General features: G+C 59.6%; 19 protein-coding genes. 7 read left to right on the top strand and 12 right to left on the bottom strand.

Annotation, left to right across the window (positions count from 1 at the left end):
- Positions 1 to 26: 26 nt before the first annotated feature.
- From L0U82_RS00335 to L0U82_RS00310, 6 genes are all read right to left on the bottom strand, one after another.
- Positions 27 to 2,051 (bottom strand): hypothetical protein, encoded by a 2,025-nt coding sequence (locus tag L0U82_RS00335; protein ID WP_233827708.1) that lies wholly within the window; start codon positions 2,049 to 2,051, stop codon positions 27 to 29.
- Positions 2,048 to 3,436, bottom strand: coding sequence for a hypothetical protein (locus tag L0U82_RS00330; protein ID WP_233827706.1), 1,389 nt, complete (start codon positions 3,434 to 3,436; stop codon positions 2,048 to 2,050). The genes L0U82_RS00335 and L0U82_RS00330 overlap by 4 nt, the downstream gene beginning before the upstream one ends.
- 209 nt (positions 3,437 to 3,645) lie before the next feature.
- Positions 3,646 to 5,355 (bottom strand): LeoA/HP0731 family dynamin-like GTPase, encoded by a 1,710-nt coding sequence (locus L0U82_RS00325; protein ID WP_233827704.1) that lies wholly within the window; start codon positions 5,353 to 5,355, stop codon positions 3,646 to 3,648.
- Positions 5,355 to 7,556 carry a hypothetical protein gene (locus tag L0U82_RS00320; protein ID WP_233827702.1) on the bottom strand — a complete coding sequence of 734 codons (2,202 nt, stop codon included), beginning with the start codon at positions 7,554 to 7,556 and terminating at the stop codon, positions 5,355 to 5,357. Before L0U82_RS00320 ends, L0U82_RS00325 begins: the two co-directional genes overlap by 1 nt.
- A 140-nt stretch (positions 7,557 to 7,696) precedes the next feature.
- On the bottom strand, positions 7,697 to 8,047 hold the full coding sequence (locus L0U82_RS00315; protein WP_233827701.1) for a hypothetical protein: 351 nt from the start codon (positions 8,045 to 8,047) through the stop codon (positions 7,697 to 7,699).
- 706 nt (positions 8,048 to 8,753) lie between these two features.
- On the bottom strand, positions 8,754 to 9,752 hold the full coding sequence (locus L0U82_RS00310; protein WP_233827700.1) for a helix-turn-helix transcriptional regulator: 999 nt from the start codon (positions 9,750 to 9,752) through the stop codon (positions 8,754 to 8,756).
- Between the two features lie 232 nt (positions 9,753 to 9,984).
- Between L0U82_RS00310 and L0U82_RS00305 the strand changes: the two genes are divergently transcribed.
- Positions 9,985 to 10,623 (top strand): hypothetical protein, encoded by a 639-nt coding sequence (locus tag L0U82_RS00305; protein WP_233827699.1) that lies wholly within the window; start codon positions 9,985 to 9,987, stop codon positions 10,621 to 10,623.
- Here the strand turns inward: L0U82_RS00305 and L0U82_RS00300 are convergent, their stop codons facing one another.
- Positions 10,624 to 10,953, bottom strand: a complete 330-nt coding sequence (locus L0U82_RS00300) for a helix-turn-helix domain-containing protein (protein WP_233827698.1) — start codon at positions 10,951 to 10,953, stop codon at positions 10,624 to 10,626.
- A 224-nt stretch (positions 10,954 to 11,177) separates the two neighbouring features.
- Here L0U82_RS00300 and L0U82_RS00295 point away from each other — a divergent pair, with 224 nt between their 5' ends.
- Positions 11,178 to 11,807 carry a hypothetical protein gene (locus tag L0U82_RS00295; protein ID WP_233827697.1) on the top strand — a complete coding sequence of 210 codons (630 nt, stop codon included), beginning with the start codon at positions 11,178 to 11,180 and terminating at the stop codon, positions 11,805 to 11,807.
- A gap of 93 nt (positions 11,808 to 11,900) precedes the next feature.
- Entirely contained in the window at positions 11,901 to 13,892 is a 1,992-nt protein-coding gene (locus tag L0U82_RS00290) for a cell wall anchor protein (RefSeq protein ID WP_233827696.1), read from the top strand.
- Positions 13,893 to 14,324: 432 nt separating this feature from the next.
- Here L0U82_RS00290 and L0U82_RS00285 read toward each other — a convergent pair whose 3' ends face one another.
- From L0U82_RS00285 to L0U82_RS00265, 5 genes are all read right to left on the bottom strand, one after another.
- A complete protein-coding gene (locus L0U82_RS00285) occupies positions 14,325 to 14,579 on the bottom strand; it encodes a hypothetical protein (protein WP_233827695.1) in 255 nt (84 codons plus the stop codon).
- Between the two features lie 405 nt (positions 14,580 to 14,984).
- Positions 14,985 to 15,353: an ATP-binding protein gene (locus L0U82_RS00280; protein WP_233827693.1), complete on the bottom strand. Its 369-nt coding sequence runs from the start codon at positions 15,351 to 15,353 to the stop codon at positions 14,985 to 14,987.
- A gap of 439 nt (positions 15,354 to 15,792) precedes the next feature.
- Entirely contained in the window at positions 15,793 to 15,978 is a 186-nt protein-coding gene (locus L0U82_RS00275; RefSeq protein ID WP_233827691.1) for a hypothetical protein, read from the bottom strand.
- The gene (locus L0U82_RS00270) at positions 15,978 to 16,508 is read right to left on the bottom strand and encodes a zeta toxin family protein (RefSeq protein WP_233827689.1); all 531 of its coding nucleotides are present in this window, start codon (positions 16,506 to 16,508) and stop codon (positions 15,978 to 15,980) included. Before L0U82_RS00270 ends, L0U82_RS00275 begins: the two co-directional genes overlap by 1 nt.
- A gap of 2 nt (positions 16,509 to 16,510) precedes the next feature.
- Entirely contained in the window at positions 16,511 to 17,878 is a 1,368-nt protein-coding gene (locus L0U82_RS00265; protein ID WP_233827687.1) for a tyrosine-type recombinase/integrase, read from the bottom strand.
- Between the two features lie 768 nt (positions 17,879 to 18,646).
- Between L0U82_RS00265 and L0U82_RS00260 the strand changes: the two genes are divergently transcribed.
- The 4 genes from L0U82_RS00260 to L0U82_RS00245 all read left to right on the top strand — a co-directional run bounded on the left by L0U82_RS00260 (position 18,647) and on the right by L0U82_RS00245 (position 22,590).
- Entirely contained in the window at positions 18,647 to 19,183 is a 537-nt protein-coding gene (locus L0U82_RS00260) for a PAAR domain-containing protein (protein WP_233827685.1), read from the top strand.
- Positions 19,180 to 19,953 (top strand): nuclease, encoded by a 774-nt coding sequence (locus L0U82_RS00255; protein ID WP_233827683.1) that lies wholly within the window; start codon positions 19,180 to 19,182, stop codon positions 19,951 to 19,953. The genes L0U82_RS00260 and L0U82_RS00255 overlap by 4 nt, the downstream gene beginning before the upstream one ends.
- Before the next feature lie 5 nt (positions 19,954 to 19,958).
- Positions 19,959 to 21,077, top strand: a complete 1,119-nt coding sequence (locus L0U82_RS00250) for a type VI immunity family protein (protein WP_233827681.1) — start codon at positions 19,959 to 19,961, stop codon at positions 21,075 to 21,077.
- Between the two features lie 332 nt (positions 21,078 to 21,409).
- Positions 21,410 to 22,590 (top strand): IS3 family transposase gene (locus L0U82_RS00245; RefSeq protein WP_233827679.1). Its coding sequence is split into 2 segments (ribosomal slippage): positions 21,410 to 21,662 and positions 21,662 to 22,590, totalling 1,182 coding nucleotides; the frame shifts between segments, so codons are not numbered across the junction.
- Positions 22,591 to 22,679 lie beyond the last annotated feature (89 nt).

Genomic DNA, 22,679 nt, shown 5'->3' with positions numbered 1-22,679 from the left:
AGCAGCCCAACCTTCAAAACGCTGATTCATCGTGTCACCTCGAGACCTTTCAGGCCATCTACCCGCCAGGCACTCGCAATGCGCCGCAGCGCTTCGAGATACCGCTCGCCCGCCTCTGAGTTGTCGAGCTCCGCGAATGCCGGACGAAACGGCACAGCGCGCAGCGGACTCAATGGATTGATTTCCAGCTCGATAAAGGTCTCCACGCCGACACTGTTACTCGCGCGTATCAGCGTCTGCTCCAGACGGTTACACCACACGAACCAGTCGGCTTCGACCACCGCGGTCTGTCGCGCCGCGACGTTCTCGACCAATTCCATCATCTGCCGGATCGCGTAATCTCCGCGCATCGGCGCAGACCTCGGTAGCGGCTGCTGATCGCCGGTAACTGGATCGTCGGGTATGCCTTCCCGGTCAACGCCCTCATCGTCTGGCGTAGATGGAAATTGCGCGAGTTGCCACGCCACCTCGTCGAGATCGAGCGATGACAGTCCCGTCGCGGCGACCCGTCCGAATTCGTCCAGCACGGGCAGCAAGGTTTCGTGCCTTGCACCCGTTTCTCCGGTCCAGCGGACTTTCACCTGACGCGGACGCTCGCCTCGCCACAGGAAATCGCCATCGAGCATGACGCATGATTGGCCAGCCTCATCTAACACCGCGAACCCACTGGTGGTCGACAGCGGCTCGGGTAGACTGAGGCGGCCATTAGATCGCGTTGCAGCGACCGGTTCGATCCACGTCACCCATGCGACGGGCGACGCAATCGACACCTGCGGGCGTACCGGCATATCGCCCCCGGCCGTCAACCCGGTGTCGCTGTCGTATTGGGCACTCCATTGCATCGGCAACAGGTTCGTGACGACCTGGGCAGGCGCGACACCGGCCTTCTGATACCAGCACAGGCCCTCGGGAGCGAACACGACTCCCGCTTCGAGATTGCCGCGACCCAAGGCCGCCTTGGTGTCGAACCCCGGTCCGGTCAGGTTGCCGGAGCCGAGATAGATCCAGGCGCTGGTGCAATTGTTGAAGCCTTCCCGCTTGTTCGCGGCGAACAGAAATTTCGCGTGCAGCTTGCGGGCATCGCCGTCCGGAAACAGCATCGCGGGCGGGTGCGCCGGCCGCACGACGAAGCCTTCGGCAGCCAGCTCGTTCACCGATTGCGCGACCGCCTGACAGCCAAGCGGATTGACGAACACGTCGATCTCGCACTGTCTGGTCAATCGCCCTTTTTCCTTCAACGTCTCGACGATCCTGCGCAGCACCTTGGGAACCGCGCTCTCGCTTTTTGCCGTTTCGTAGAAGCCCGAGCCCATCGCGAGATAGTGGCAGGCCGCGGTGATCCCTGCACGCTCGATGCACTTCGCCAACTGTGCAAGCAGAGAATGGTTACGGTTGTCGAAGAAGCGCGGGTGCCCCCGTTTGCATTCGGCAATTCGATCCAGCCAACGGTCCAACTGGTTTCGCCATTGGTTTGTATCGCTCGGGTAGTCTCCGCCGCTCAGGGTGAGCAAGCGCTGGTCGAAGTAATCTGCCAGATACACAAGAAGGTCGTGCGCTGCGTGGATATCACTGCAACTCAGTTGCGTCTGTGCGTCTGGCGCTTCAAGCGCGTCGCTGGCCACATCGACGCGCCACACCAGATCGAGAGTCTCTTCGAGCGTCTCCCGGGTCCAGTTGCCGGTCGAGACGAGCAGACGCACGACCCAGCGCGCCGGGTCATGTGGATCACGAAATCCCAGCAGCGCCACCTTTGCGTGCAGCAACTCGAACGTCTTCTGCTTGGCTTCGTACATCGACAGGCTTGCCACGCCGGGCGCATCGATCGGCGCTATCAGCGGATTGCCTGGATCGAGCATCACCGCGAGTGCAATCCGCCCGGCATGTGCTCGCTGTGCCCGGGCTTGTCCAGTGAATCGCTCGGCCGCCATGTCCAGAAAATCGGCGTCGGCTGAATATCCGCAAAGCCAGCCAAAGGCACCTACATAGCCGGTGGGTGGATCGAAATGCTGGACAAGGGACACGCCGTTGGATTTGTGGATGCGCTTGCTCACAGACTTTCTCCATTGACGGCTGCCAGATCGCGCCAGTCGTCAAGTTTGCCAAGCAGATCGGCATTCAACAGAAACAGATTGCGAACCCGGTATGAGAGACCGTCGGGCCATTCCGCGGAAGGGTTCAAAGCTGTCGAGCGAGAGCCCTCTTCATTTAGCTCGGCTTCCGCGCCACCTTCTTCATCCTCGGCCCGCGCGTTACGCCCTCCATCGAAGGCCGGCCCCGGCACGACATCGCTACCCTTCAGATACAGCACCCGTTCATCGCGCTCAACCAGTTTGCGCAATACTTCGCTGTCGTTCGCCGCGATACACTCGCGGCAAAACGCTGCGGCGTCGGCCGCAGCGTCGGCGTGCTCGAGACCTGACGGATCGGCAGTCGCGGAACGCTGTTGATCATGATTCAAATAGTCGTGCGCGATACGGCGCAGCACTTCAAGGCGTGACGTCACCCCAACCGGCGTATCGCTATGCAGCGAGTAGCGCGAGCCATGGCCCGCTTCTCCGATGTGCTGCTCAAGCGCATCCAGCACCGCAAGCGCGGCATCGCGGGTCTGAAAAAACAATCCACCGGCCTGCAGATCCTGCCAATGTCCCAGGTCTGTGATCTCATCCGGTACATCCGACCACGCAAAATTGAGCGCACTTTTCTTGCGCAGCGATTCGACCCACGTCAGTGCCGCTCGTCGACGTTGCGTCTGCTGCGCACTTTCATGCGAGCCGCCCAGACGTAGCCGCTCGAACACGACGGCGCGTGCATCGCCGGACAACGCTGTCAGCGGCGATAATGCCGCAGCCACTTTCGCCGCGGGCTGCTTGACCTCGCCTTTCACCCAGTCAACCAGATGGTCGACCACATCGCGCGTGAAGTAACAAGGGTTGTACGGCGCAGTCTGCGCAGCAATCAGCGCCTCACCAGCTGGTGTGCAGGAAAACGTGTTGAAGCGGCTACTGCCAGCATCGACAAGCCCCAGCGACGGGAGTGCCTGAACGATCGCCATACGCATCGGCTGCGAGACATAAAACCCCGCCACCCTTACCTTCGCAAACGAGACGTCATCTTTGCCCGCCAGCTTGCGGAAGCCTCGCAGACGGGGATCCGGCCTGGAATCACTGATACTGCGCAGGCCATACCAGCATGCCAACGCCTCGATCGCATTGGCGACCTCGATGTTGGTCACCTGTTTGTGTCGACTGCGCGTCTGTTGAGCAACGCAGACACCCAACGTAGCAAGGAATAGATGCTTGCCAAGCCACACGCCGCCCAGGCCCGGCACGGCCAGGTCGTTAAACGACCTTACGGCACGGCCCAACCTGAGTGTGCGGGTGCGCCGCTCCACTCCCAACGTATCGGGGCCGAGCAGCCCCCACATCATTGTTGTCACTGATTTACCCCGACTTCATACGTTCTGAATTTGTTATCGATCGAGCCCGCAGGTGACTGGACGCGCGGCGCAAAGCACTTGTTCCTGCCGGCTTCGACGAACTCCCCGACGGAACATTGCATCCGGGCTGGAGTGCCAGTCAGAACCCGCTCTCCGGTCGAGCACATCAGGCACGGTGCGATCCAACGCGAAAATTAACGCAAGCTCTATCAGGCGGCATCGATCATCCGGAACTCCGCGTCGATCGCTTCCCCACGATCGCGCCAGCGATGGAACTGCTCGCGCTTCTCGCGTCCCGCCGCAACGCTTTGCGCTACCGCCGCTACGTTTGCACGCAACTCGACGAGTTCCGGGAAGAACTGATCCTCGAAGTGCGGCCCCTCGATCAAACCAAGCAATTCTTTGCGCTGCATCTCGAAGTTTTCGACCATCTTGCCGATCATTTCGCGAAATGCCTGCTCGCGTCTCATCTCCTCCACCGAGCCCCAGATTTCGAGTGCAAGTCCGAGCGCCGACAATAGTCCATTGAGTCCCTTCGCCAGATTGACAGCACCCCACGGCTTGAACTTGAGCATCTTGCCAAGATCGAGGCCCACGACCTTCGCGGCGCCCACTATGCCATCGCGCGCCGCAAGCACTGACGTGTTGTTAATCAATCCACCTTTGACAACGTAATCGATGCCCTGCTTGCCAAATGCCCGTACGCTGGTATTGAAGTGATTCACTTCCGCATCGAAGCCGACGGCCATTTTGCTGACCTCGAATTTCACCGAGCGCATCTGCTGATCGAACGCGTTTTGCAGATTCGCATTCAAAACCACGCCGTCCGATCCGATGTTGCGCTCGAAGAATTCCGTGAACGTATCGAGCGACTGTCCACGCACCTGAAGGATCAGATCGGTGAAGAAGTCCGTCACGAAACTGCGCAAGCCGATGCGCACGTCGTTGATGCGTGCATCGGATGTAACCATTTGCTTTCGCAACTGGTTACTCATCGTTTCGAGACGGCTTACCTCCTGCGCGATGCGGTCGTCGTTATGGACGGCGATCGGCAACTGCTTGCCGAGCACGTCGCGCACGATACTGCGCCGCGTCTCGTCGACAACCGCCGCTATTCCTCCCGCCGCGGAAACCTTTTCCGATGTCGCGCGCTGGAGCAGCCCGATGCGCGAGAGTGTGCGGAAGCGCTCGAGGTCCGCGAGCCAGTATTCGGTGCCCATCTCGAAGGGATCTGCCGCGACGGCTACCACGGCGAGTTCCGCGGTCTCCGCGTCGGTCAGCGAGATCAGATCGCGCAGGCGGCCCGCCACGTTGTCCTTCTTGATCGCGAAAAGCTTCGCATATTCGCGCTCGTCTTCGACATCCGCGACCGCGTCGAAGCGGCTCAGCACGAACACCGTGCGCGGCAGCAGGTTCAGCGAGCGGAAGAGCCATGTGAGATCGTCTCGATGGCTCTCCTTGATCGGGTTGGTCGGGTCCATCACGTAGACCACGAGATGCGCCTCGCTCACATACTTGCGCGTGAGTTCCTTGTACTTTTCAAGCGTGTTGGTTTGTGCGTCGAACTGCTCCTTGAAGCCGAACAGGCCCGGCGTGTCGATCAGCAGGCAATCGGGTCCCGCCTCGTAGACCGTCACCGCATTCGACGATTCCTCGTGGCTGATCTTCATCGTCGACTTGTCGAGCCGTTCGAGCCACGCGGCCGCGATTGCTGTCTTGCCCTCGGAGAAACCGCCGATCAGCACGACGCGCAGCTTCTCCTCTTCCATGCTGCGGATCGCGCTGTCGAGCTTCGCCTTGACGTTCGGATCGGCATCAATACCAAACGTTTCGCCTTGTGTCAGGAACGCCTGAAGGTCGTTGAGCACCTTCAACGTTTCCGCTTGCCGCCCCTTGAAAGAGTTGAGTGTCTGTTCCATTACACTACCTCTGTTTCGGACATCGTTGTAGAAAAATGCGTGAGCTTCGCGCTGACCCGGATCAGAGCGGAATTGACTTGCGCAACCTGATCGACCGATCGCTCGACTTCCGCCGCGATCTCTTCAATGCTCGCGGTGACGCTCTCCATCACCTTGTCGCAATTGCTTTTCATCGCGTCCTCCAGGCGGCCGACGACGCGACCAATGTTCTGGTTCACCGCTTTGCGCTGCTGCGATTTCTTGTAATCGCTGTCGACGAGCCCCCACAGTGCTTTGGCGATACTCACGACAAGCGTCACGCCGCCAATCGCAAGCGTCACCCAGCCGGCGGGATTCCAGATCATCATGAGCCCCCCGGCGAGCGCCGCAATGAGCGACACGTACTTGATGCCGCTGTCGAACGTCATATTCAATTCGAAGCCACCGAGCGTCGGTGTGCCGATCGATCGATACACGTCCTGGAGTTCAGCAACGCGTCGCTGAAAGCGTTCGAGCGTATCGCTCACGTCCTGCTGGAATCGCTCGAGTTCCGCCTCCATTTGGGACGGTAGCGCCGATTCAAACTCTGCCTGCTCGCGCGTCATCGCCGCGCCCAAGGCATCCTTCACGTCATCGTTATCGATACCACCCTCGATTCGCGTGTAGATCTGCTCGCGAACACGCGTCTCGAACTTTCGAATCGCCGAATCGGCGCGTGTCTGCAACGCGGGGGCGAGAGCGCCTACCGCGAGTGCGAGCTGCTGACTGACGTGTGCCCAGTCGCGCTGCACGTCCTCTGCAAGCGGCCCGACCTTCTCGCGCTGGATCAGCGCGATCTTGCCGGCTGCCGTCTTCACGGCACTGCGCACCTTGTTGACGTTCGCGGCGCGAATGCGCGCATCGCTATCGGCGACCATGCCGCCGCTCAGCCAGTCGACAAACGGCTGGAAACCCGACCTCGCGAGCATATCGGCGGGCGTCGCTTTCGCGAGGAACTTCTCGCGGCTGCGCGCGGTATCCGAAGCCGGCACGAGACAGTCGGCCGCCGCGAGAAAGGCGGGCTGAGCGCTCAGAGCGATGTAGCGCTGATAGTTGTCGCCCAGATGCTCGCGCATCGTCTCGTCGAGCACCGCGAGGCTCGCACGTTCGCCCTGATTCAGCAGATCGCCTTTTTCGAGCTGGATCGGATTCGTGATGCGCTTGTTGAAGATCGACCAGACCTCGGTTTGATCGCCGAGATGCTCACGAATTTTTTCGAGCGTGCCTTGCCCGTCCTTGTCGCCGGTCTGTGGTGCCGAGGGCTTGCCGGTCACGTAGAACACCGCGTGTGCGGCCTTCACCGCGCCGAGAATGCTGTCCATCACACGCGCTTCTTTCCCCTCGATGCCAGGCACATCGAGCAGTTCGAAGCGCTGGCCGTTCGCATGGAATTCGTAGCCATGCGTGTCGAGCGTATAGTCGGAGCGCCCCGTGCCGATGATCTGGCCATCGGCGAACGGCGCGAGGCTGTCGAGCATCGCATGCGCCTTCGCCTGCTGTGATTCAAGCGATTGAAGCGCGGTTTGCGCGCTGTCGAGCTGGGTATCGAGCCTCGCGCGCTCCGTCGCATGCGCCGCCGCAAGTTCCCGTTGTTGCTGCCCGATACGCACGAGTTGGAGTTGTTCCGGTGGTTTGATGAACAGCCACACGAGCTTTTGCCAGAACGACGCGCTCTGTTTCTTCGCCTCGAGAGCGAGGCGCAGGTGATTCAGTTCCTGCTGAAGTGCATCGTGCTCCGCATCGAGTTGCCCGTTACGTCCGGCCGCGTCCGTGCGCTTCGCGTCGAGCGCCGCGCGGCTCGCCTCGATTGACTGCGCAAGCGCCGCCAGGGCAGCTTCGCTGATGCCGAACTCCGCCTCCTTCGCACGGAACGCGGAGCGCGCCTCGGCCTTGGTTCGCTCCTGCAGCAGGATACGCAGCGTTTCGATGATCGTCGACTTGCCCGCGTTCGTTTCACCATAAAACGCGATGGTGAACGTGTCCCAGCGCGCGTGCTGTTGCAAGGCCTCTATTCGCTTCGCAAGATCGTCATGAATCGGAGCGACGAGATCGGCTACCTGTTCCATCGTGCTCGCAACGCGAGGGTCCGTCGTATCGAGCTCGAGTTGCCTGAGCAAATGGTCGATTTCGGTCAATACGGCCTGGTGCAGGCCGTTCGATGATGTATCGTCGGTTCGTTGCATGCTGGATCAGTATTGCGAATGCTGTTGAAGAAACAAAACCGGGTGTGGATGCAAGTAACTGTGCCGCAGCCGCGACACGTCGGACTTGTCGGAAAGGCGACGGTCCTTCCAGCACCACTTCACACGTGGTTTCGATTTCGTTATTTTTCTTTCTTGTAGACGATGCTCAGATGCCCCTTGATCTGGTTCTTCCCCAACTCATAGTCCGGGTCCCACGTCGCGAGGTTGTGCGCTGCAATCGCGGCGGCCGATGCCACGCCGGCAATTGCTGTAATTCCACCGAGCACTGATCCCGCCATGACCGCCGACCGGTACTCCGTGTACACGCGACAGCTCAAGCCCGCCTTTTCGATCCGGCCTTCGACTTTTTCGACCACTGAGCTCATGTGCTGGATGTTGACGATCTGAAACGAGGCTTTGGCATCGATCAGACTGCTCAGCTTCGTGTCTGTCAATTCGTCCGGGGTATATCGCGCCAACTCAATAGACATGGAAAGGCTGCCTTAAAGTTATTAGAAATTGATCGAACAGCGCGACAGTGCCAACAATACTGATCACGCCTCAAATCGCCCACGACGAACTATCTCCGTGAGCGTCGTACTTCAATCACCTACCCTACAAAATCTGCCTCAATCGGCCGGACAATCGCTCGATCAAATTCGGCTGCGAACGAACCAACGCATGTGCACCACACCGCGGGCAATGCGAACGGATGTCGATGTCCGGCACCAGAACGTCACTACGTGGAGCAAAGGTATGCTTCCAACCGCATTGATTGCATTTCAACGTAAAAGGCGCTGGGCGTACTGGCATATCGCTTCTAGTAGTCTGTTTGTTGTATGTGGCGGGCTACCTTGGACTCACCATTCAATGCAACGCATGTCATTCATCCGCGCTGCGCATCGCTCGTTACCGAATCGACATAGGCTCCTACGGCTACAGTCCCCACCACTGCTGCAACAAAAACAATCGCAAATGCGGCCAGATGTTGCAGGGGGGAGGAATTGCAATTCGTGTACATGTTTTCTCCTGCGAAAGCTGTAAAAGGACGGCCTCGATGCGCCGCCCCATCAACTTAGCGTCACGTTCAGACAAATCATGTCCGAACGCCCCCCGGAAAATATCGATCCACGAGCGCAACGGTAGCTGCTCGTGCGCCGCAATCAGCCCGTGCATCGACGCAGCACTTTCACGATCTCACCTGCCTGCATAAATCCCGGCCAGAGCCATCGCTTCTGCTGCCAACTCGGAGCGCAACCGCTCCGGCGCCAGCACCTCGACGTTCGGCCCAAACGCCCGCAACCACCACCGTAAGCGCTGGCTCAACAGCACAGTGCCGCGCACCTCCAGCGTGTCGTCGCCCTGTCTGACCTGCTGATCATCGGATAGCGGCGCCTCGAGTAGATGGTTCCCTGCCCCATTCCTGAAACGCAGCCTCAGATCTATCACGCCCTCAACCATGAAATCGAAGTGACGCTGCTCCCGCACGTACTCCGAGAGTCTGAACCCGCGCGGTTGTGCAAACGACTCAGGCAACATGGTTGCGCGGACGAGACGGTCGAGCCGGTACATCGCCGGATTGGGATGACGCGGCATCGCTGCCACGAGATAGACCAATCCACCCACCTCCACAAGCCCGAGCGGATGAACAACCTTCGCTTCCGTGTTGTCGACCTTCGTGCGTGGCTGATAAACAATCTCGAGTTTCTGCTCGTTAAAAAGCGCCTGCGAAACCATTGCGAAGATATCGGAATCGACTTCAGGGTATTGCAACGCGAAGCTGCCCGTTTCGACTTCGATCTTGTCGATCCATTTACGGTAGCGCCGCTCGTGCTGGTTGTTGACTGTCGCAAGACGTTTGGCGGCCACATCGAACAGCGGCGAGAGCGTTTCGGCCACCAGCGTCGGAATTCGCCACGTGGAAAAACGGCGCAACGTCTGCAAGGCCAGCGCCTCGTCGTACGTCATCGTGCCTGCAGCCTTCGCAGCGAGACCGCTTGCGCCTGCAACCTTTCGCCAATACTTGGCGCGCCCGCGCTGCTCCATGACGACCAGCGAATCCCTGAGCATCTCTTCGAGCCGTCGCTGCACGGTCTTTACGACCGGCGGATCGAGCAATCTGACGCAAAGTTTGCCATGTACGTCGGGAGTAGAGATTGGCTCCTCGCCCTTACCTGCATCGGGCAAGACCTGCATGATTTCTCGATCCAGCATGTCGGGGAATGGAATTAGTGGAAACGGCTCAAATGTCTTTCTTGGGCTAACGGCCGATTCCAGGAATCTCTTAAGCGTTTATTCAAAACATTTTTTCGAGAGTGCCTTCTGGCCGCTTCGCCGCAAGACCACACCGTTCGTCGGACAAGAATTGTCCCGCTTGCTCAATAGACTCCGGGTTCGTTGATGACCAACCTGTAGGAGCACGCCACGTATGGGATTTCTCGTCCAGAAACTGTTGCCAACACTGCATCCTGAACAACGCCTCGGCGTCGTCGGCTCGGGTACCGCGCTGTACAGCAGGCAGGGTGCATGGGACGGTAGCTGCGCGCTGCATTGTGCGGCGATGGCGCTGGCGACGCTCGGGCTGCTGCACGATCCGTCCTGCTTGCGCAGCTATACCGAAGGCGCGGAGGCCGAGTTTTGGGATCGCGCGTGGCCGCACTACTTGCATGGCGTCACGATGAGTGAGCTGAGCGGAGTTCTGGCGGAACTGCGCTGGGGTCTGCGGACGGCGACAGCCGAGGGACCGCACGAAACAGTAGCTTACTTCTGCGAACGAGAACTGTCCGAAGGATGGCCCGTCGTCGTGAGCTTGAGACAATCGGACGAATCGCTCTGTCGTGCCGCACTGGCGATCGGACTCGAAGGACGGACACGCGGGCACCACTTCAAGCCGAACACCATGTTGATGCTCGACCCGGACGAATCGGAGCGACGCCTGATGACTCACAACGCGCGACTAGCCTACGACCAGCCCGACCTTCCGGGTCAGGCGCGCTACATTACCGCCTACGACCGGCACACCGTAGTGCTAGAAGGCGCACTCTCGATCAGGACGGCGCGGACCTGATCAACGCAGGCGGCTGCGTTTGATCTCTGGCGGTGTGGCAGCGTTGATCCGGCGCGCGCCGGTCGGTTTCAGCGAAACCCCGTCTAGCGGTTCGAACAGCCCGGCCAGCGTGATGCCAATCGCATAACAGACGTTCGCGAGCGTCTCCACCGAGGGGTTGGCGATTCCTCGTTCGATGGCTGAGATATAGGTCCTGTCGACGTGCGCTTCGAACGCAAGCGTCTCTTGCGATTTCCCGGCTTCGTGCCGGCACTCCTTGATCCGCTTGCCGAGGGCAATCGAAATCGGGGCCGGTTGGGTAGACGGAGAAGTTGAGCGCTTGGGAGTCATGGCGTGCAGGATGCCTACCCGTCGACTGAATCTCGACGTTGTATACACTTCAATTTATGTAGCATTTACTCTTCAGTTTTAATAATTGCAGCCGATATAGCTGTTAGTGAGCTACCCGGTTTAGGCCAAATCACGCTTTGATTTGTAGAGTAAACACGACAATTTAATCAATTCAGAAAGTAGGACGACCTCACCGATCGCCCCGCTTTCCCAAAGAGACTGTCATGACCCGCTTCAAATGCAAGACGATCGTCCGGCTTACGCTATGCGTCTCCGTGCTCACCACAATGGCCGCGTGCGGCCATTCCACCCCGAGCGAGTCCAATGCCAGGGCCGTCATCCAGTCGCAACTCGATGGCTGCCCGTACCTCTCGCCGGGGGACTTCAAGAAGAGCAACGGCATTCCCGGCGATGACCCAAACAACTATCGGATCAACATTGCCTACACGCTGAAATTCAAGCCCATGAGTGACGAACAGGGCAGCATGAAGGAACGGGCGAAGCTGACGAAGCGGCAAGCGGCCCTAGACCAGTTGGAAGAGCAGGACCTCAACACGGCATCGGCGAAAGACCCTTCAGGCACGGATGAGTCTTCGGCCGCCATCAAGGAAATCGAAGCGAAATACAAAGACCGCCAAGACGATCTGAAGCAGCAGCTAAGCCAGACACCCGACGCACGGAATTTCCTTAATAGCCTGCCGAACAAGTGCTCCAACCTGCCGCGCTCGTTCTGGATGAATTTCTTCGCGAGCGACCAGGAGTACAAGGACATGGTCCAGGGAGGCGCAGAGAAGTCCTACACCGACACGATCTCCATGATCAAAACCGACAACGGCTGGCAGGCCGCCCGGTAGCTCTCTCATCAAGCTCATCGCCCACCGCGTGTCCGGCGGCGGGCACTCATCCGGGTTCCGTCCGGAGCCCATTACTTCAACAGGAAAAACAAGATGAAAAACAAACGCGCATCGGGGATCGCGCAGCTTGCGCTGTGCGCTGCCGCGACCGCCGCGCTCACCGCGTGTGGCGGCGGATCGTCGGGAGGCTCCACGAACGGCTCGGCCGATACGCCCCCGGCCTCGGCCAGTTCCATGGGCGGGACAGTCGCGATCGGTAATGCACTGGTCGGCGCATCCGTCATCGTGACGGACGCTATTGGCAAAACAGTCACGGCTACTTCCGGGAGTAACGGCTCCTACACCGTCCCGATCATCGGCATGACGGCCCCCTTCGTAATTATGGCAACGGATCCGTCCGGCGCGACCGGGACCCTCTATTCCGTCGTCGCAAGTAGCGTGACCAATAACGACGCGCCGGTCACGGCCAATGTGACGCCGCTCACGACGGCTATCGCCGCACTGCTGACTGCGAACGGCAATCCGATCACCCTCACGCAAAACGGCGGTCTGTCCGTCGTGACCTCCTCAGCCGTGACTACGGCAGTGACGACGCTCGACACGGCACTTGCGCCGATCCTCAAGGCGAACGGTCTGCCGACCATGTCATTCGATCCGGTGGGCGGCGCGTTCACACCGAGCCAGACCGGAGCGGACGCCGTAATTGATTCGGTCTCGGTCACGCCTTCGGCCTCGGGTGGTGGCATGCAGATCACGAGCCTTGCCGATCCCGATACGGCCATCCAGCTCAATGCGTCCACCGCCATTTCGACCGCGCTCGCGGCGCCTGCTCAGCCGGCGAACTACCTCGCCAACCTGCAAGCCTCGCTGAGCGCTTGTGCCTCGGACGTCCAAGGCGGTGCTGCGGACACCTCCGACAGCAACTGCACGTCGGCTATCGACGCGAACTACCTGAACAACGGCATCGGCGCGGGCGTCGCCAGCTTCGCCAAGCGTCATACGCTCTTTACTAAGGGTACGGTGCTGACTGGTATCAAGACGGTCGCGTTCGTCCCGGCGGGTACGCTTGCCGGCATCAGCAATCCGTCGGCACTCGTCTATCTGCTGATGACCGATCCAGACGGCACGCCCGACTTCGGCATGGATTACGTGCAGCAATTGCCTAACGGCCAATGGGACATCATCGGCAACCAGTTGCAGGACGGCAGCTACATCGCGTCGTTCCTCGGTCGTATCCAGTACATGGATTCGGCAGATGCGGGCAACGCGCACTATGAGTCAGGTCTCAATATCCAGATTCCGTCTTCGGTGAAGGTCAACGGCACGGCCACGAGCGTCGGTTCTGCCGTCGTGACGGGACCGGGCCTGCCCGCTAGTGGCCTGTGGCTCCAGACCGCTGGTAACGGTACGGGTGCTGGATATCTGCAAATTCCGACAGGCACGCTCACCGCGCCGCTCACGAGTGTTGGCAACCGCGTCAATGGCGGCATGTCCACGACCTATAAGTGGGCATGGGCCCCGCTCTCGGGCAGCACGACGTCATTCTCGTTGAACGGTCTGCCGGAATATGCGTCGTCATCGCAAAACGTCGCGACGATCTCGAACTTCGGTGTCTACACAGTGACGCTATACGATACAACCGGCACTGAGATCCGTTCGGAGCAAATCCAGAACATCGCGCGCAACTATTCGGCGGCGGCAGGCAGCACGGTGGCATGGCAGACACTCAGCAACGACGTGATCGCGAACTACCTGACGCCGGGTGGCTCCGGTACCCAAAGTGCACCGGGTATGTCGGCCTCGCTCGACTGGACGATTCCGGCCAGCTCCCTCTATCCAAACTTCTGGGCATCAATCAATTCCCTCGGAGTTGCCCAGGCGGGCATACCGGGCACGACCTACGATGCGACAGTATGGGGGGCGAGTACGGGCAATACGCCGTCACCGTTCACGTTCAACACTCCGTTCACCGACGTGCTGACATCGACTGCAGCCGCGACGGCAGAGCAAACCGTTCAGGTGCAGCTTGGCTGGCAAGCTGATGGCGAGTATTACACCAACACTTGGCAGTACGGCAATCCGTAACGCCGCCCTGTAAGCACAGAGGAACCCGCGACGACACGGGTTCTTATTTTTTGCCATCACGGTCACTTCACGAAATGTGATCCACCGTATTACGGCAACAATCGCGCCGCTCCTGGCCGTCCATTGGCTACCGGCGGTTGCAATTGGCTGTACCAGACCTTCGCGCCTTTTAGCGAAGCATCCGAGGACCGACGCAAGCGCAACTCGGCCATAGCGAGCCACCTGAAGCGTGACGGCTTCGATGTACTCGCGCATGCTGGCGACGGATTTTTCACGCGCGAAATATTCGCACGAGACTGGCCTTCAACGGCCAGTCACCGGCATCGTTCCGGCTTCTGCCTGCGGTCGTTCCTACTGTTTGCGCGGCTTCGGACTCAGCGAGATGCGCCATTGCCCGACGGTTCTCGGCGCTGTCTGAGTCGAACGTCCGCTCTAGGCAAGACAGCAGATCTTCTTGGCGCGGCTGAGCGGCAGCGCCATCACTGTGCGTTCGATCTGCGACCCGCCTTCGACCTCGTAGATCCAGAGCGGAATCAGATCGTTGGCATTGGCTGGCCGGCTCTCGACGGCCAAATCGAACAGTGTGCTCCAGACATCGCCGTGCACGCCAAGCGCACGTTGCGGTGCCGTATGCCCGTGCCTGAGCGCCACGTTTTTGCGGACGGCGTAACCCTTGTAGCGATGCACGCGTCCGGCTCGTCGAAGAGCGAGAGAACCTGCAAGCTGCGTTGCGCAGCGGCTGCATCGTGATCAAGCCACGAAAGTTGAAAAGCCATGATCGCGGATCACTGGAGTTTATTTTTCATGCCGTCCGTGAGGGCTGGAAGAACACGTCCCCGTGGAGGTCGATCCACAATAAATGCACTTGTTGGCACCGCTCCCATGCTTGTGCTTCCGGAACGGACTGTTGCTACATGTGCCATATGACGACGATCCACAGAACTCGCAATGCTTTTCGTCATCGTGGTGCTCATGCTTCCCATGCGGGCTAGAGCTACACGTGCCATATGACGATGATCCACAAAATTTGCATTTCCCCGACATGCCTGATCCCCATTGAGACGTTGATATTGTGATATTGCAACTGGCGCATCAGCTAGATACTCGGACGAATCCCATTCGCTGCGCCGGGTCTTCTTTCAGCGCACATTCTTCCTCAAGCGCCGTGACAAATGCCTCCGCCGAGTGGCCCGGATAAAAGCGATGACGGCGCACGACTGCCGCATAGTCGCCCGGAGTAATCGCATGAATCCGCACGAGGCGTGCACGGGTTACGGCGAGCGGCTGAGGCAACCCGCGTGCCCTCGCCTCACGACATAACAGCATCCATGCTTGATCGGCACAAAGGTAGTCAAACCTTAGCGTCAGATCGAACCGACGCAACACGGCCTGCTCGAATCCGTCGAGCAGGTTGGTCGATGCGATGAAAACCCCTTCAAACGCCTCCATCTGCGTAAGCATTTCGTCAACCGAGGTTACCTCCCGCCCGTGCGTCACCTGGCCGTACGGCCGGCCTTAACGCGGGCCCGTGGGCACCGAGGAACCGGCGGCGACATGGGTTCGTCTTTTTTTGTCACCGCATTCGATGTCAGCAACCGGGGGCCCTACAATCGGAAAACCTTGCAGGTGTCCGTGGTTTCGTTCGAGTGGTCAATGGCAACCATTCTAGCGGACACCCAATCCTCGGCCGATAAGGCTTGACCAATGTGTCGGACATCAGAAAACGACGTGCGTTGCCGCAATGTTGCATTACGGAATGCGCCCGAAGTATTGCGGCTGCGGATGGGAAAGGAGCTCAAAGTGCGCTTGGGCGGCGCAAGGCTATTCGCAATTGAGAGACGCAAAAATCAGCATGAGTACTGCTGGTCGACAGCAATACCGCTCACGAAAAGAACGCAAGTTACGTCGATTGCCCGTTTCGCAATTCCTCGGCCGAAATACGCACCAGCTTGCCGTTCTGCACCACGACGATAGCCGTATCGGTCTGCACGGCAGTACGGCGCGCGAGTTCGGCCGCACGCTGCATGGCGGCAAGCGATGCGCGCAAATCCGGGTTTTTGGCCTTGGATAGGTCCTGCTGCTTCATCAGTTCTCTCCCCACTCCAGCATGACGGGCGTATTGCCGGAATTATCGTACAGTGCCCAGTCGTCCACCGCGTGACGGTAATGCTGCTCGAAATTCTTCAGGCCAGCAGCAAACCGCCGACGGATGACCAGCTCGGGAATATCGTGGCCGCCCTGGCGTACCCGCTCGGCCACGCGCGCAATAGCGGTTTCCGCGTCAGGCAGGCTCAGGAAAAACAGGCTAACACGGTAGCCCTGCGCTCGCCATCGCCGGACGTGCCGGATGTACACCAGACCCGACAGGGTAGTTTCAAACGCGAAACTCTCGCCGAGTCGGGCGTATTGCGCTATTTCTTCCAGCATCAGCCGGGCCGCTTTGATCGCCGCGGTTTCCGGTGCAAACGGGGCAAGCCCGGCCGCGATCAGGTCTGCGTTCACGAAACGGGGAAGCTGTGCTTCGGCAGGCAGGAACGACCGAGCGAACGTTGTCTTGCCAGCCCCATTGGGACCGGCAATGATGATGACCTTCTTGTTTGCTGCATCCGTTTCCATACTCAGGAACCTTCTGCGCCGGCAGCGGCCGACGGTGACGTGAATGGAATCTCTGCCTGTTCCAGCATCCAAGCCTCAATGCGGTCATGCCAGAGCCGCAGCAGGTCGAGCGGGCGGCGGCGATAGTGTTTCTCGGCGATGGCGGACGGCTTGTGCCCCTGAATCTGCGCGACGACGCCGACCGGAACCTCGACCCACTCGGACAGCGTGCCGAACGAACGCCGAAGGCCATGCAGCGTAACGTGAGGCAAACCGGCTGCGGCCAGCGCCTTGTTATGCGCAATACGCGGCTCGGCAATCTTGCCATCCGCCGACGTCTTGCTGGAAAAAACCCACTCCGATGGCGTCCACACCTCCCCGCGCTCCTTCAAGCGAGCGAGTTCCCGGCGACCGGGCGGCGTCTCGTTCAGCCGCTTCAAGTTCGTTAACACCGTCGCCAGATATGGCGTCAGCGGGATCGTTCGTCCTCCGGTCCCCTCGACCTTGTCGTCCAGCACGAGACTGCGCCAGCGGAAATCGACATCTTCCCAGCGCAACCCCGCCCATTCTTCCCGGCGCGCGCCGGTAATCAGCAACCCTTGCAGGTAGGCGCTATGAACCGGGTTCGCGATCAGGCGAACCTCGCGAAACCACACAACCAGTTGCTCTCGCTGCAATGAATCGCCATCTTTTGCCTTCACGCGCGGAACGACGTCACGGACATCCCGGGCCTTGTAGGCATCGGCCGGAACGATGCCTTTGTAGACTGGCGTGTCATCAACCCAGCGGATAAACCCTCGCAGCAGACGAAACGATAGCGCCGACATCGTCGGTCGCTCCTTCGATTCGGCCGCGAGCCATTCGGCGATCCGCTCACTGCTCAACTCGGACAGCTTCAGGGAACGAAGTGGGGCCAAGGGGCCAGGTTGCGTCACGCCTTTGCCACGCTTCTTCGGCTGGCCCCCTTCATCCGCATGCTGCAAGTGATCACGATAATGGCGCTCCCCCCAGAATGCCTTCCGGCTCTCAACATACTCGTCCCACACGGCACCAAACATCGCGTCCTGCCGCTTGGCCTCCGCGCGACGTGCCTCATGCGCCGCCTGCTGCTCTGCCCGTACTTCGCGCGGGTCCTTCCCATCGTCAATAAGCGTCTTGAGCCGCGCGGCTTCGGTGCGGGCGCGCCCCAAATCCCACGCCCGAGCATCCCCAACTGTCACCCGCACCGTTTTGCTAAAGAGTCGAGATTCAAATATGTAGGCCCGCGCGCCGGCCGCCGTCACGCGCAACCCGAAGCCGGGTGTCTTCGCGTCCCAGTAGATAGTCTGCAGCTTGCCGGGCTCGCATTCGAAGCTATCGACCCGAGCCGCCGTGAAGTTCTGTTTGCTCATCCATTTCCCATGTAGGCACCATGTAGGCAAATACTAGGAAAATCAGTCCACATGAGTCAACAAAAAAATCCGTAGGTTAAGGCTGAAATCCTTACCCACAAAGGATTTAAAGTGCCTACACGGATATCAATCCACATGAAAGAATGCGATATCTCTCGGACTCTTAATCCGTAGGTCGAGTGTTCGAGTCACTCACGCCCCACCAACGAATTCAAGCACTTAGCCCAGCCTACACGGCTGGGCTTTTTGCTTTCTGGGTTTCGTGTAGCGGATGGTGTCGGCGTTTTGGGCCCATCTCAGTCAACGTCGATCCACATCGACGGGTCTAGGCAGCGGTTTCGTATTGACGCTTGAATCTTCCTTCTCATTGATCTGACCTCGTATGGTGCAGGCTGGGCAGCCTATTACCCAGGCCCTCATAGGGCAAACGCCGCACTCTCCTTCCTTTCGCGACGTGTGCGCCGCGTTCACGTAATGCGTCCCGCCGCTTTGGCGGTTGCCTGAACCACCTTCAGGCGAGCGTGGTGTTGTTAGGGCTCGTCCGCCATCTCGCAAGATTGCTTCCCTAGCCCGTCCGGCATTTCCGCAACCCCTCCCTTGAAACCGGGTCTCGTTTCCGCTCGAGCGCCTTCTCTTTCAGCGCTCCAGAACCTCGCCGAGCGTAACAACCGCAAGCGCAGCACGTGACAACTGTCGGCATTGACAAGTGGCCTCGGGAAAACCCGCTGTGCTACATTCCTCCGACAAAAAAGAGAGAGGGCATGCATTATGGGTTTCGCGTTCATTCGCGAGGGCGACACGACCTCGCACGGCGGTCGCGTGCTTGCGTGTTCGCCGGAGAACAAATCGGACGGCGTCGCTATTGCGCTCTTGGGCGACAAGGTGTCGTGTCCGAAGTGTGGTGGAGTCTATCCAATCGTCGGGGTCAAGAGCCTCGGCGTGACGTTCGACGGTCGGCCCGTTGCTTCGGAGGGAGATACGACGGCATGCGGCGCCACGCTCATCGCGTCGCAAAGCGATACAACGGCCGAACCGACTAGCGGCGGCTCCATAGGCGGCGGGAAAAGCGTTCTATCCGAAACGAATCCGCAAACGCCGTATCGCGGGCGTTTCCAGTTGCTAGACGATGTAACGCGTCAGCCCGTCACCGGTCACTCGTACACGGTACGCGCCGCAGACGGACGCGTGATCCAGGGCAAGACGGACGCTAACGGGTTCACCGATTGGCTTGAAGGTCATGACGCGTCGTCGCTCACGTTCAGCCACCGAGGAACGTCTGGACCTACGAGCTTGAGCGGAGCATGAGCGGATACGTTGGCAGCGAAGCGCCAGGCGGCATGAGCGCTGGCGGACAAACCACTATCGTCGGAGCCAGGACAGGTATCACGCCACACGACAAGGCTTTCCTTTGTCGCGTCATGTGCAACTGCGGCAAGGTCGGCGTTTGGACACGCGGAGGCGGACGACTTCAGCGACAGAGGTGCGTCGAACAACGAATCGACGCCGAAAACGCCCGATCGATCGCGGAGACTGGACAAAAGACCGTGTACGTCCCGGAGGTCAACTACATCATGACCACGGTGCCGCCCTCTCCGATCATGTCTGCCGATGATCCCCTCAAACCTCACGATGACTTGCTCGGCTATATCTACAATAACTGGCCCGGAAAGATGAAAGGCTATCTCGAAGGGAAGAAGACCGGGCTCGATCAGACCCGCAGGCCTGACGTAGTGATCGTGCAAGACCCCTCCCAGCCACCTGAGCAATCAAACATCAGAGCCGTCATCGAAATGAAGTTTGATGACGAGCTCACGAGGGGCCAAGCGGCCGACTACATCAAGATCGCAGGCGACGAAGCGAAGTACGTGCCGCTGAAGAAGGCACAATGTGGCTGCCCGGACGAGGATGCGGAGAAGGAGCCGGCACAGTCGACTCAACGCAGTACCACCACCGACACCGACGAACTGTTCGGCGGAAATGCAGGCGGAGCGCATAAAACCGGCCCACTCGGATTGCCGCCATTACCACCGGTCGGCCCCGGCCCAGCAGCTCCCGGCATCGCCTTTCCTTTTTGAAGATCATGACGAAAGACGAACTGATTGCGTGGGCCAACGACCCACGACGACAAGACACACTGCCCTTCGGGCTATACGAACCACTCGAACAGAAAGCTATCGTCGGGGCGGCCTTGGTTGTGCGCGGGGTGCTGTACTTTAAAGGCGGATACACAAAGCCCGTGCGCGCCGCTCTCGTCGGCTGCTACGACCGCTACATGGCGGCAGTCGATGATTTCGCGAAGGTCTTTGCAAAAGCTGCGGAGCAGCCCGCCCCGAAGGCGAGCCCAATGCGTTGGTTCTACGAGGAGGGACAGAAGCCGGTCGAGTTCGCCAAAGCACGCAGATTCCCGGCGGTCGCCGACGGCCTGCCGAGCAGTCAGGTTCTCGTGGCAACGACGACCAGCGCCGACCATAAACTCGCTACCGGCTTTTTTGAGTTCTCAGCGTTTTGCATTTCGGATTGGCAAGCGGAACTTGGGGACCGGGGGCTCGACGCGATGGTGTTCACCGTACCCCGTCGATTTCTGGAAATGTGCCCCGGCACGTTCGAGAAGCTGTTCGCAGAATTTGCCGCGGCGGTGCCGGCCATATGGGGGCACGCGGGAATCGGAGTAAATCTTCCGCCACTGGACCCGGAAGCGAATGAAGCGAGCGAAAATTTCTGGTCGAGGCTGTACGGTCCAGGGGTCGATGTTGGCGACCCGATGCGAACGTCAATTCGCGACCTTGTGGACAAGATCAAGACTGTCGATTGGTTGACGGCTCTTGACGAGGACTTCGTCCGCCGTGCCGGCGGCGTAGACGCCTTGATGCTCCCGCCTGGTTGGTTCCGCAAGACACCGCTAGGTAATGGCGCACTGCTCATTCAAGCCGGTGTTGAGCCGGTTGCAGGAATCCCAATGGGCAAAGGGATACCGCCCGCGGCCCCGGCTGCGTACGTCCTGCTTAACCACGCGCTGCATCCGATCGTAGGCGATAAGATCGGCATCTTACAGCGCGGCACGATCAACAGTACCGCACCGTTGCTAAATACGACCGTGGCAAGCGAGGCATGGTTGCGGCGCTTCAACGTGCCAAGCGATGAACTGAACGGATACTGGGTCGAGTTGCATAAGACGCCAAAGCTCTCGCCGTCATCGTGATCGCTGCGCAACGTCAACGACACCGCGTAGGACCATAACGCGCCGGAAGTGTGCGGCGTCGCCGTGACGGACACCCCAGCACCTTATTCGCCCATCCCTTTGTGCATCTCATTAAGTGCGATCTGTACGGTTTGCCGCCACGGCGGTTGAATCGTTTGTATATCGCACTCAATAGCTGATATCGCCGAGTGTCCGTTTGGGGAATGCGCAATGACCCTGAGTATCCGGGTCGCGTCACCAGACCGCGCTGTAGCCAAAGCTATGAGCTTCCCCTGAAATTTCGCCTTCCAACCGGTCATGTATAAACTCGACGGAAAGGAAGGGAATCAGGGATGTTTAAAGTACCGAAACAAGCGTACACGGCGGAGTTCAAGGTAGCCGCCGTCCAGCGGGTCAAGGAAGGCCAGGGCTTCGCTGTGGTGGCCCGGGAACTGGGCATGTCGGAGCAGACGCTGCGCAACTGGGTGAAGGCAGAGGCGTCGGGCAAGCTGAATGGAGCTGGAGCGAAGCCAGTCACGCCGGAACAGATGGAGCTGTCGCGTCTGCGAGCCGAGAACAAGCGCCTGCAAATGGAGCTTGAGATTGCAAAAAAAGCGGCAGCATACTTCGCGAAGGACCTGCTGTGAGGTATGCCTGGATCGACGGGCAGGTTGGGCAATATGCGCTGTCCTCGCTGTGCGAGGTGTTGTCGGTTAGTGTGAACGGGTATCGCGCGTGGAAGCGTGGCGGCAAGCCGGGACGAACGCGACTGACGGACCCGCAATTGCTGACGCTGATGCGGACGGTGCACGCCGAGGTCAAGAGTGCCTACGGTTCTCCGCGTATGACCGGGGAAATCCGTGACTGCGGCTTTCCGGTCAGCAAGGAACGCGTGGAACGGCTGATGCGTGAAAACGGCATCCGGGCCCGGCACAAGCGCCGCTACCGGGTGACAACCGACTCGAAGCACAAGCTGCCGGTCGCGCCGAATCTGTTGAATCGCGAGTTCACGCCTGCCGGGCCGAACCAGGTGTTCAGCTCGGACATCACGTACATCTGGACCGACGAGGGCTGGCTGTACCTGGCCGTGGTGCTCGATCTGTTTAACCGGGAAGTGGTGGGCTGGTCGATCAAGCCGCGCATGACGGCCGATCTCGTGATCGACGCACTGACGATGGCCTGGTTCCGGCGCCGCCCCGCGCCCGGCGCGCTGTGTCATTCGGATAGAGGCAGTCAGTACGCGAGTCATGAATACCAGCGCAAGCTGGGCGCTTACGGCATGCGCTGCCCGATGAGTCGCAAAGGAAATTGTTGGGACAATGCGCCGACGGAAAGCTTCTTCAACAGCTTGAAAAACGAACGGGTTCACGCCACGCGTTACCGGACGCATCAGGACGCGAAGGCCGATCTGTTCGAATACATCGAAGTGTTTTACAACCGCAGTCGTCGTCATTCGTCGCTCGGTCTGGTTTCTCCGGAGCGGTTCCTTCGGGACTGGATCAAAGCTCAGCAGACCAACGATGCCGCTGCATAACTCGGGGCCGATGGAAGGCGAAAAACCGAGGGAAGCTCACTATGTCTGTGTGTTGATTTCCACCAAATACTGACCCACTGGGGATGCGG

The organism is Paraburkholderia sp. ZP32-5 (assembly GCF_021390495.1).
GTDB lineage: Bacteria > Pseudomonadota > Gammaproteobacteria > Burkholderiales > Burkholderiaceae > Paraburkholderia.
Note: the sequence above shows the minus strand (reverse complement) of the source record. Positions and strands in the feature narration are given on the sequence as shown.

What these genes read in the sequence shown, in the direction of transcription:
- L0U82_RS00295 (WP_233827697.1), top strand. Translation starts at nt 11,178, where the DNA reads ATGACCCGCTTCAAATGCAAGACGATCGTCCGGCTTACGCTATGCGTC.
- L0U82_RS00280 (WP_233827693.1), bottom strand. Translation starts at nt 15,353, where the DNA reads ATGCTTACGCAGATGGAGGCGTTTGAAGGGGTTTTCATCGCATCGACC.
- L0U82_RS00300 (WP_233827698.1), bottom strand. Translation starts at nt 10,953, where the DNA reads ATGACTCCCAAGCGCTCAACTTCTCCGTCTACCCAACCGGCCCCGATT.
- L0U82_RS00290 (WP_233827696.1), top strand. Translation starts at nt 11,901, where the DNA reads ATGAAAAACAAACGCGCATCGGGGATCGCGCAGCTTGCGCTGTGCGCT.
- L0U82_RS00265 (WP_233827687.1), bottom strand. Translation starts at nt 17,878, where the DNA reads ATGAGCAAACAGAACTTCACGGCGGCTCGGGTCGATAGCTTCGAATGC.
- L0U82_RS00310 (WP_233827700.1), bottom strand. Translation starts at nt 9,752, where the DNA reads ATGCAGGTCTTGCCCGATGCAGGTAAGGGCGAGGAGCCAATCTCTACT.
- L0U82_RS00315 (WP_233827701.1), bottom strand. Translation starts at nt 8,047, where the DNA reads ATGTCTATTGAGTTGGCGCGATATACCCCGGACGAATTGACAGACACG.
- L0U82_RS00275 (WP_233827691.1), bottom strand. Translation starts at nt 15,978, where the DNA reads ATGAAGCAGCAGGACCTATCCAAGGCCAAAAACCCGGATTTGCGCGCA.
- L0U82_RS00325 (WP_233827704.1), bottom strand. Translation starts at nt 5,355, where the DNA reads ATGGAACAGACACTCAACTCTTTCAAGGGGCGGCAAGCGGAAACGTTG.
- L0U82_RS00305 (WP_233827699.1), top strand. Translation starts at nt 9,985, where the DNA reads ATGGGATTTCTCGTCCAGAAACTGTTGCCAACACTGCATCCTGAACAA.
- L0U82_RS00260 (WP_233827685.1), top strand. Translation starts at nt 18,647, where the DNA reads ATGGGTTTCGCGTTCATTCGCGAGGGCGACACGACCTCGCACGGCGGT.
- L0U82_RS00255 (WP_233827683.1), top strand. Translation starts at nt 19,180, where the DNA reads ATGAGCGGATACGTTGGCAGCGAAGCGCCAGGCGGCATGAGCGCTGGC.
- L0U82_RS00320 (WP_233827702.1), bottom strand. Translation starts at nt 7,556, where the DNA reads ATGCAACGAACCGACGATACATCATCGAACGGCCTGCACCAGGCCGTA.
- L0U82_RS00270 (WP_233827689.1), bottom strand. Translation starts at nt 16,508, where the DNA reads ATGGAAACGGATGCAGCAAACAAGAAGGTCATCATCATTGCCGGTCCC.
- L0U82_RS00250 (WP_233827681.1), top strand. Translation starts at nt 19,959, where the DNA reads ATGACGAAAGACGAACTGATTGCGTGGGCCAACGACCCACGACGACAA.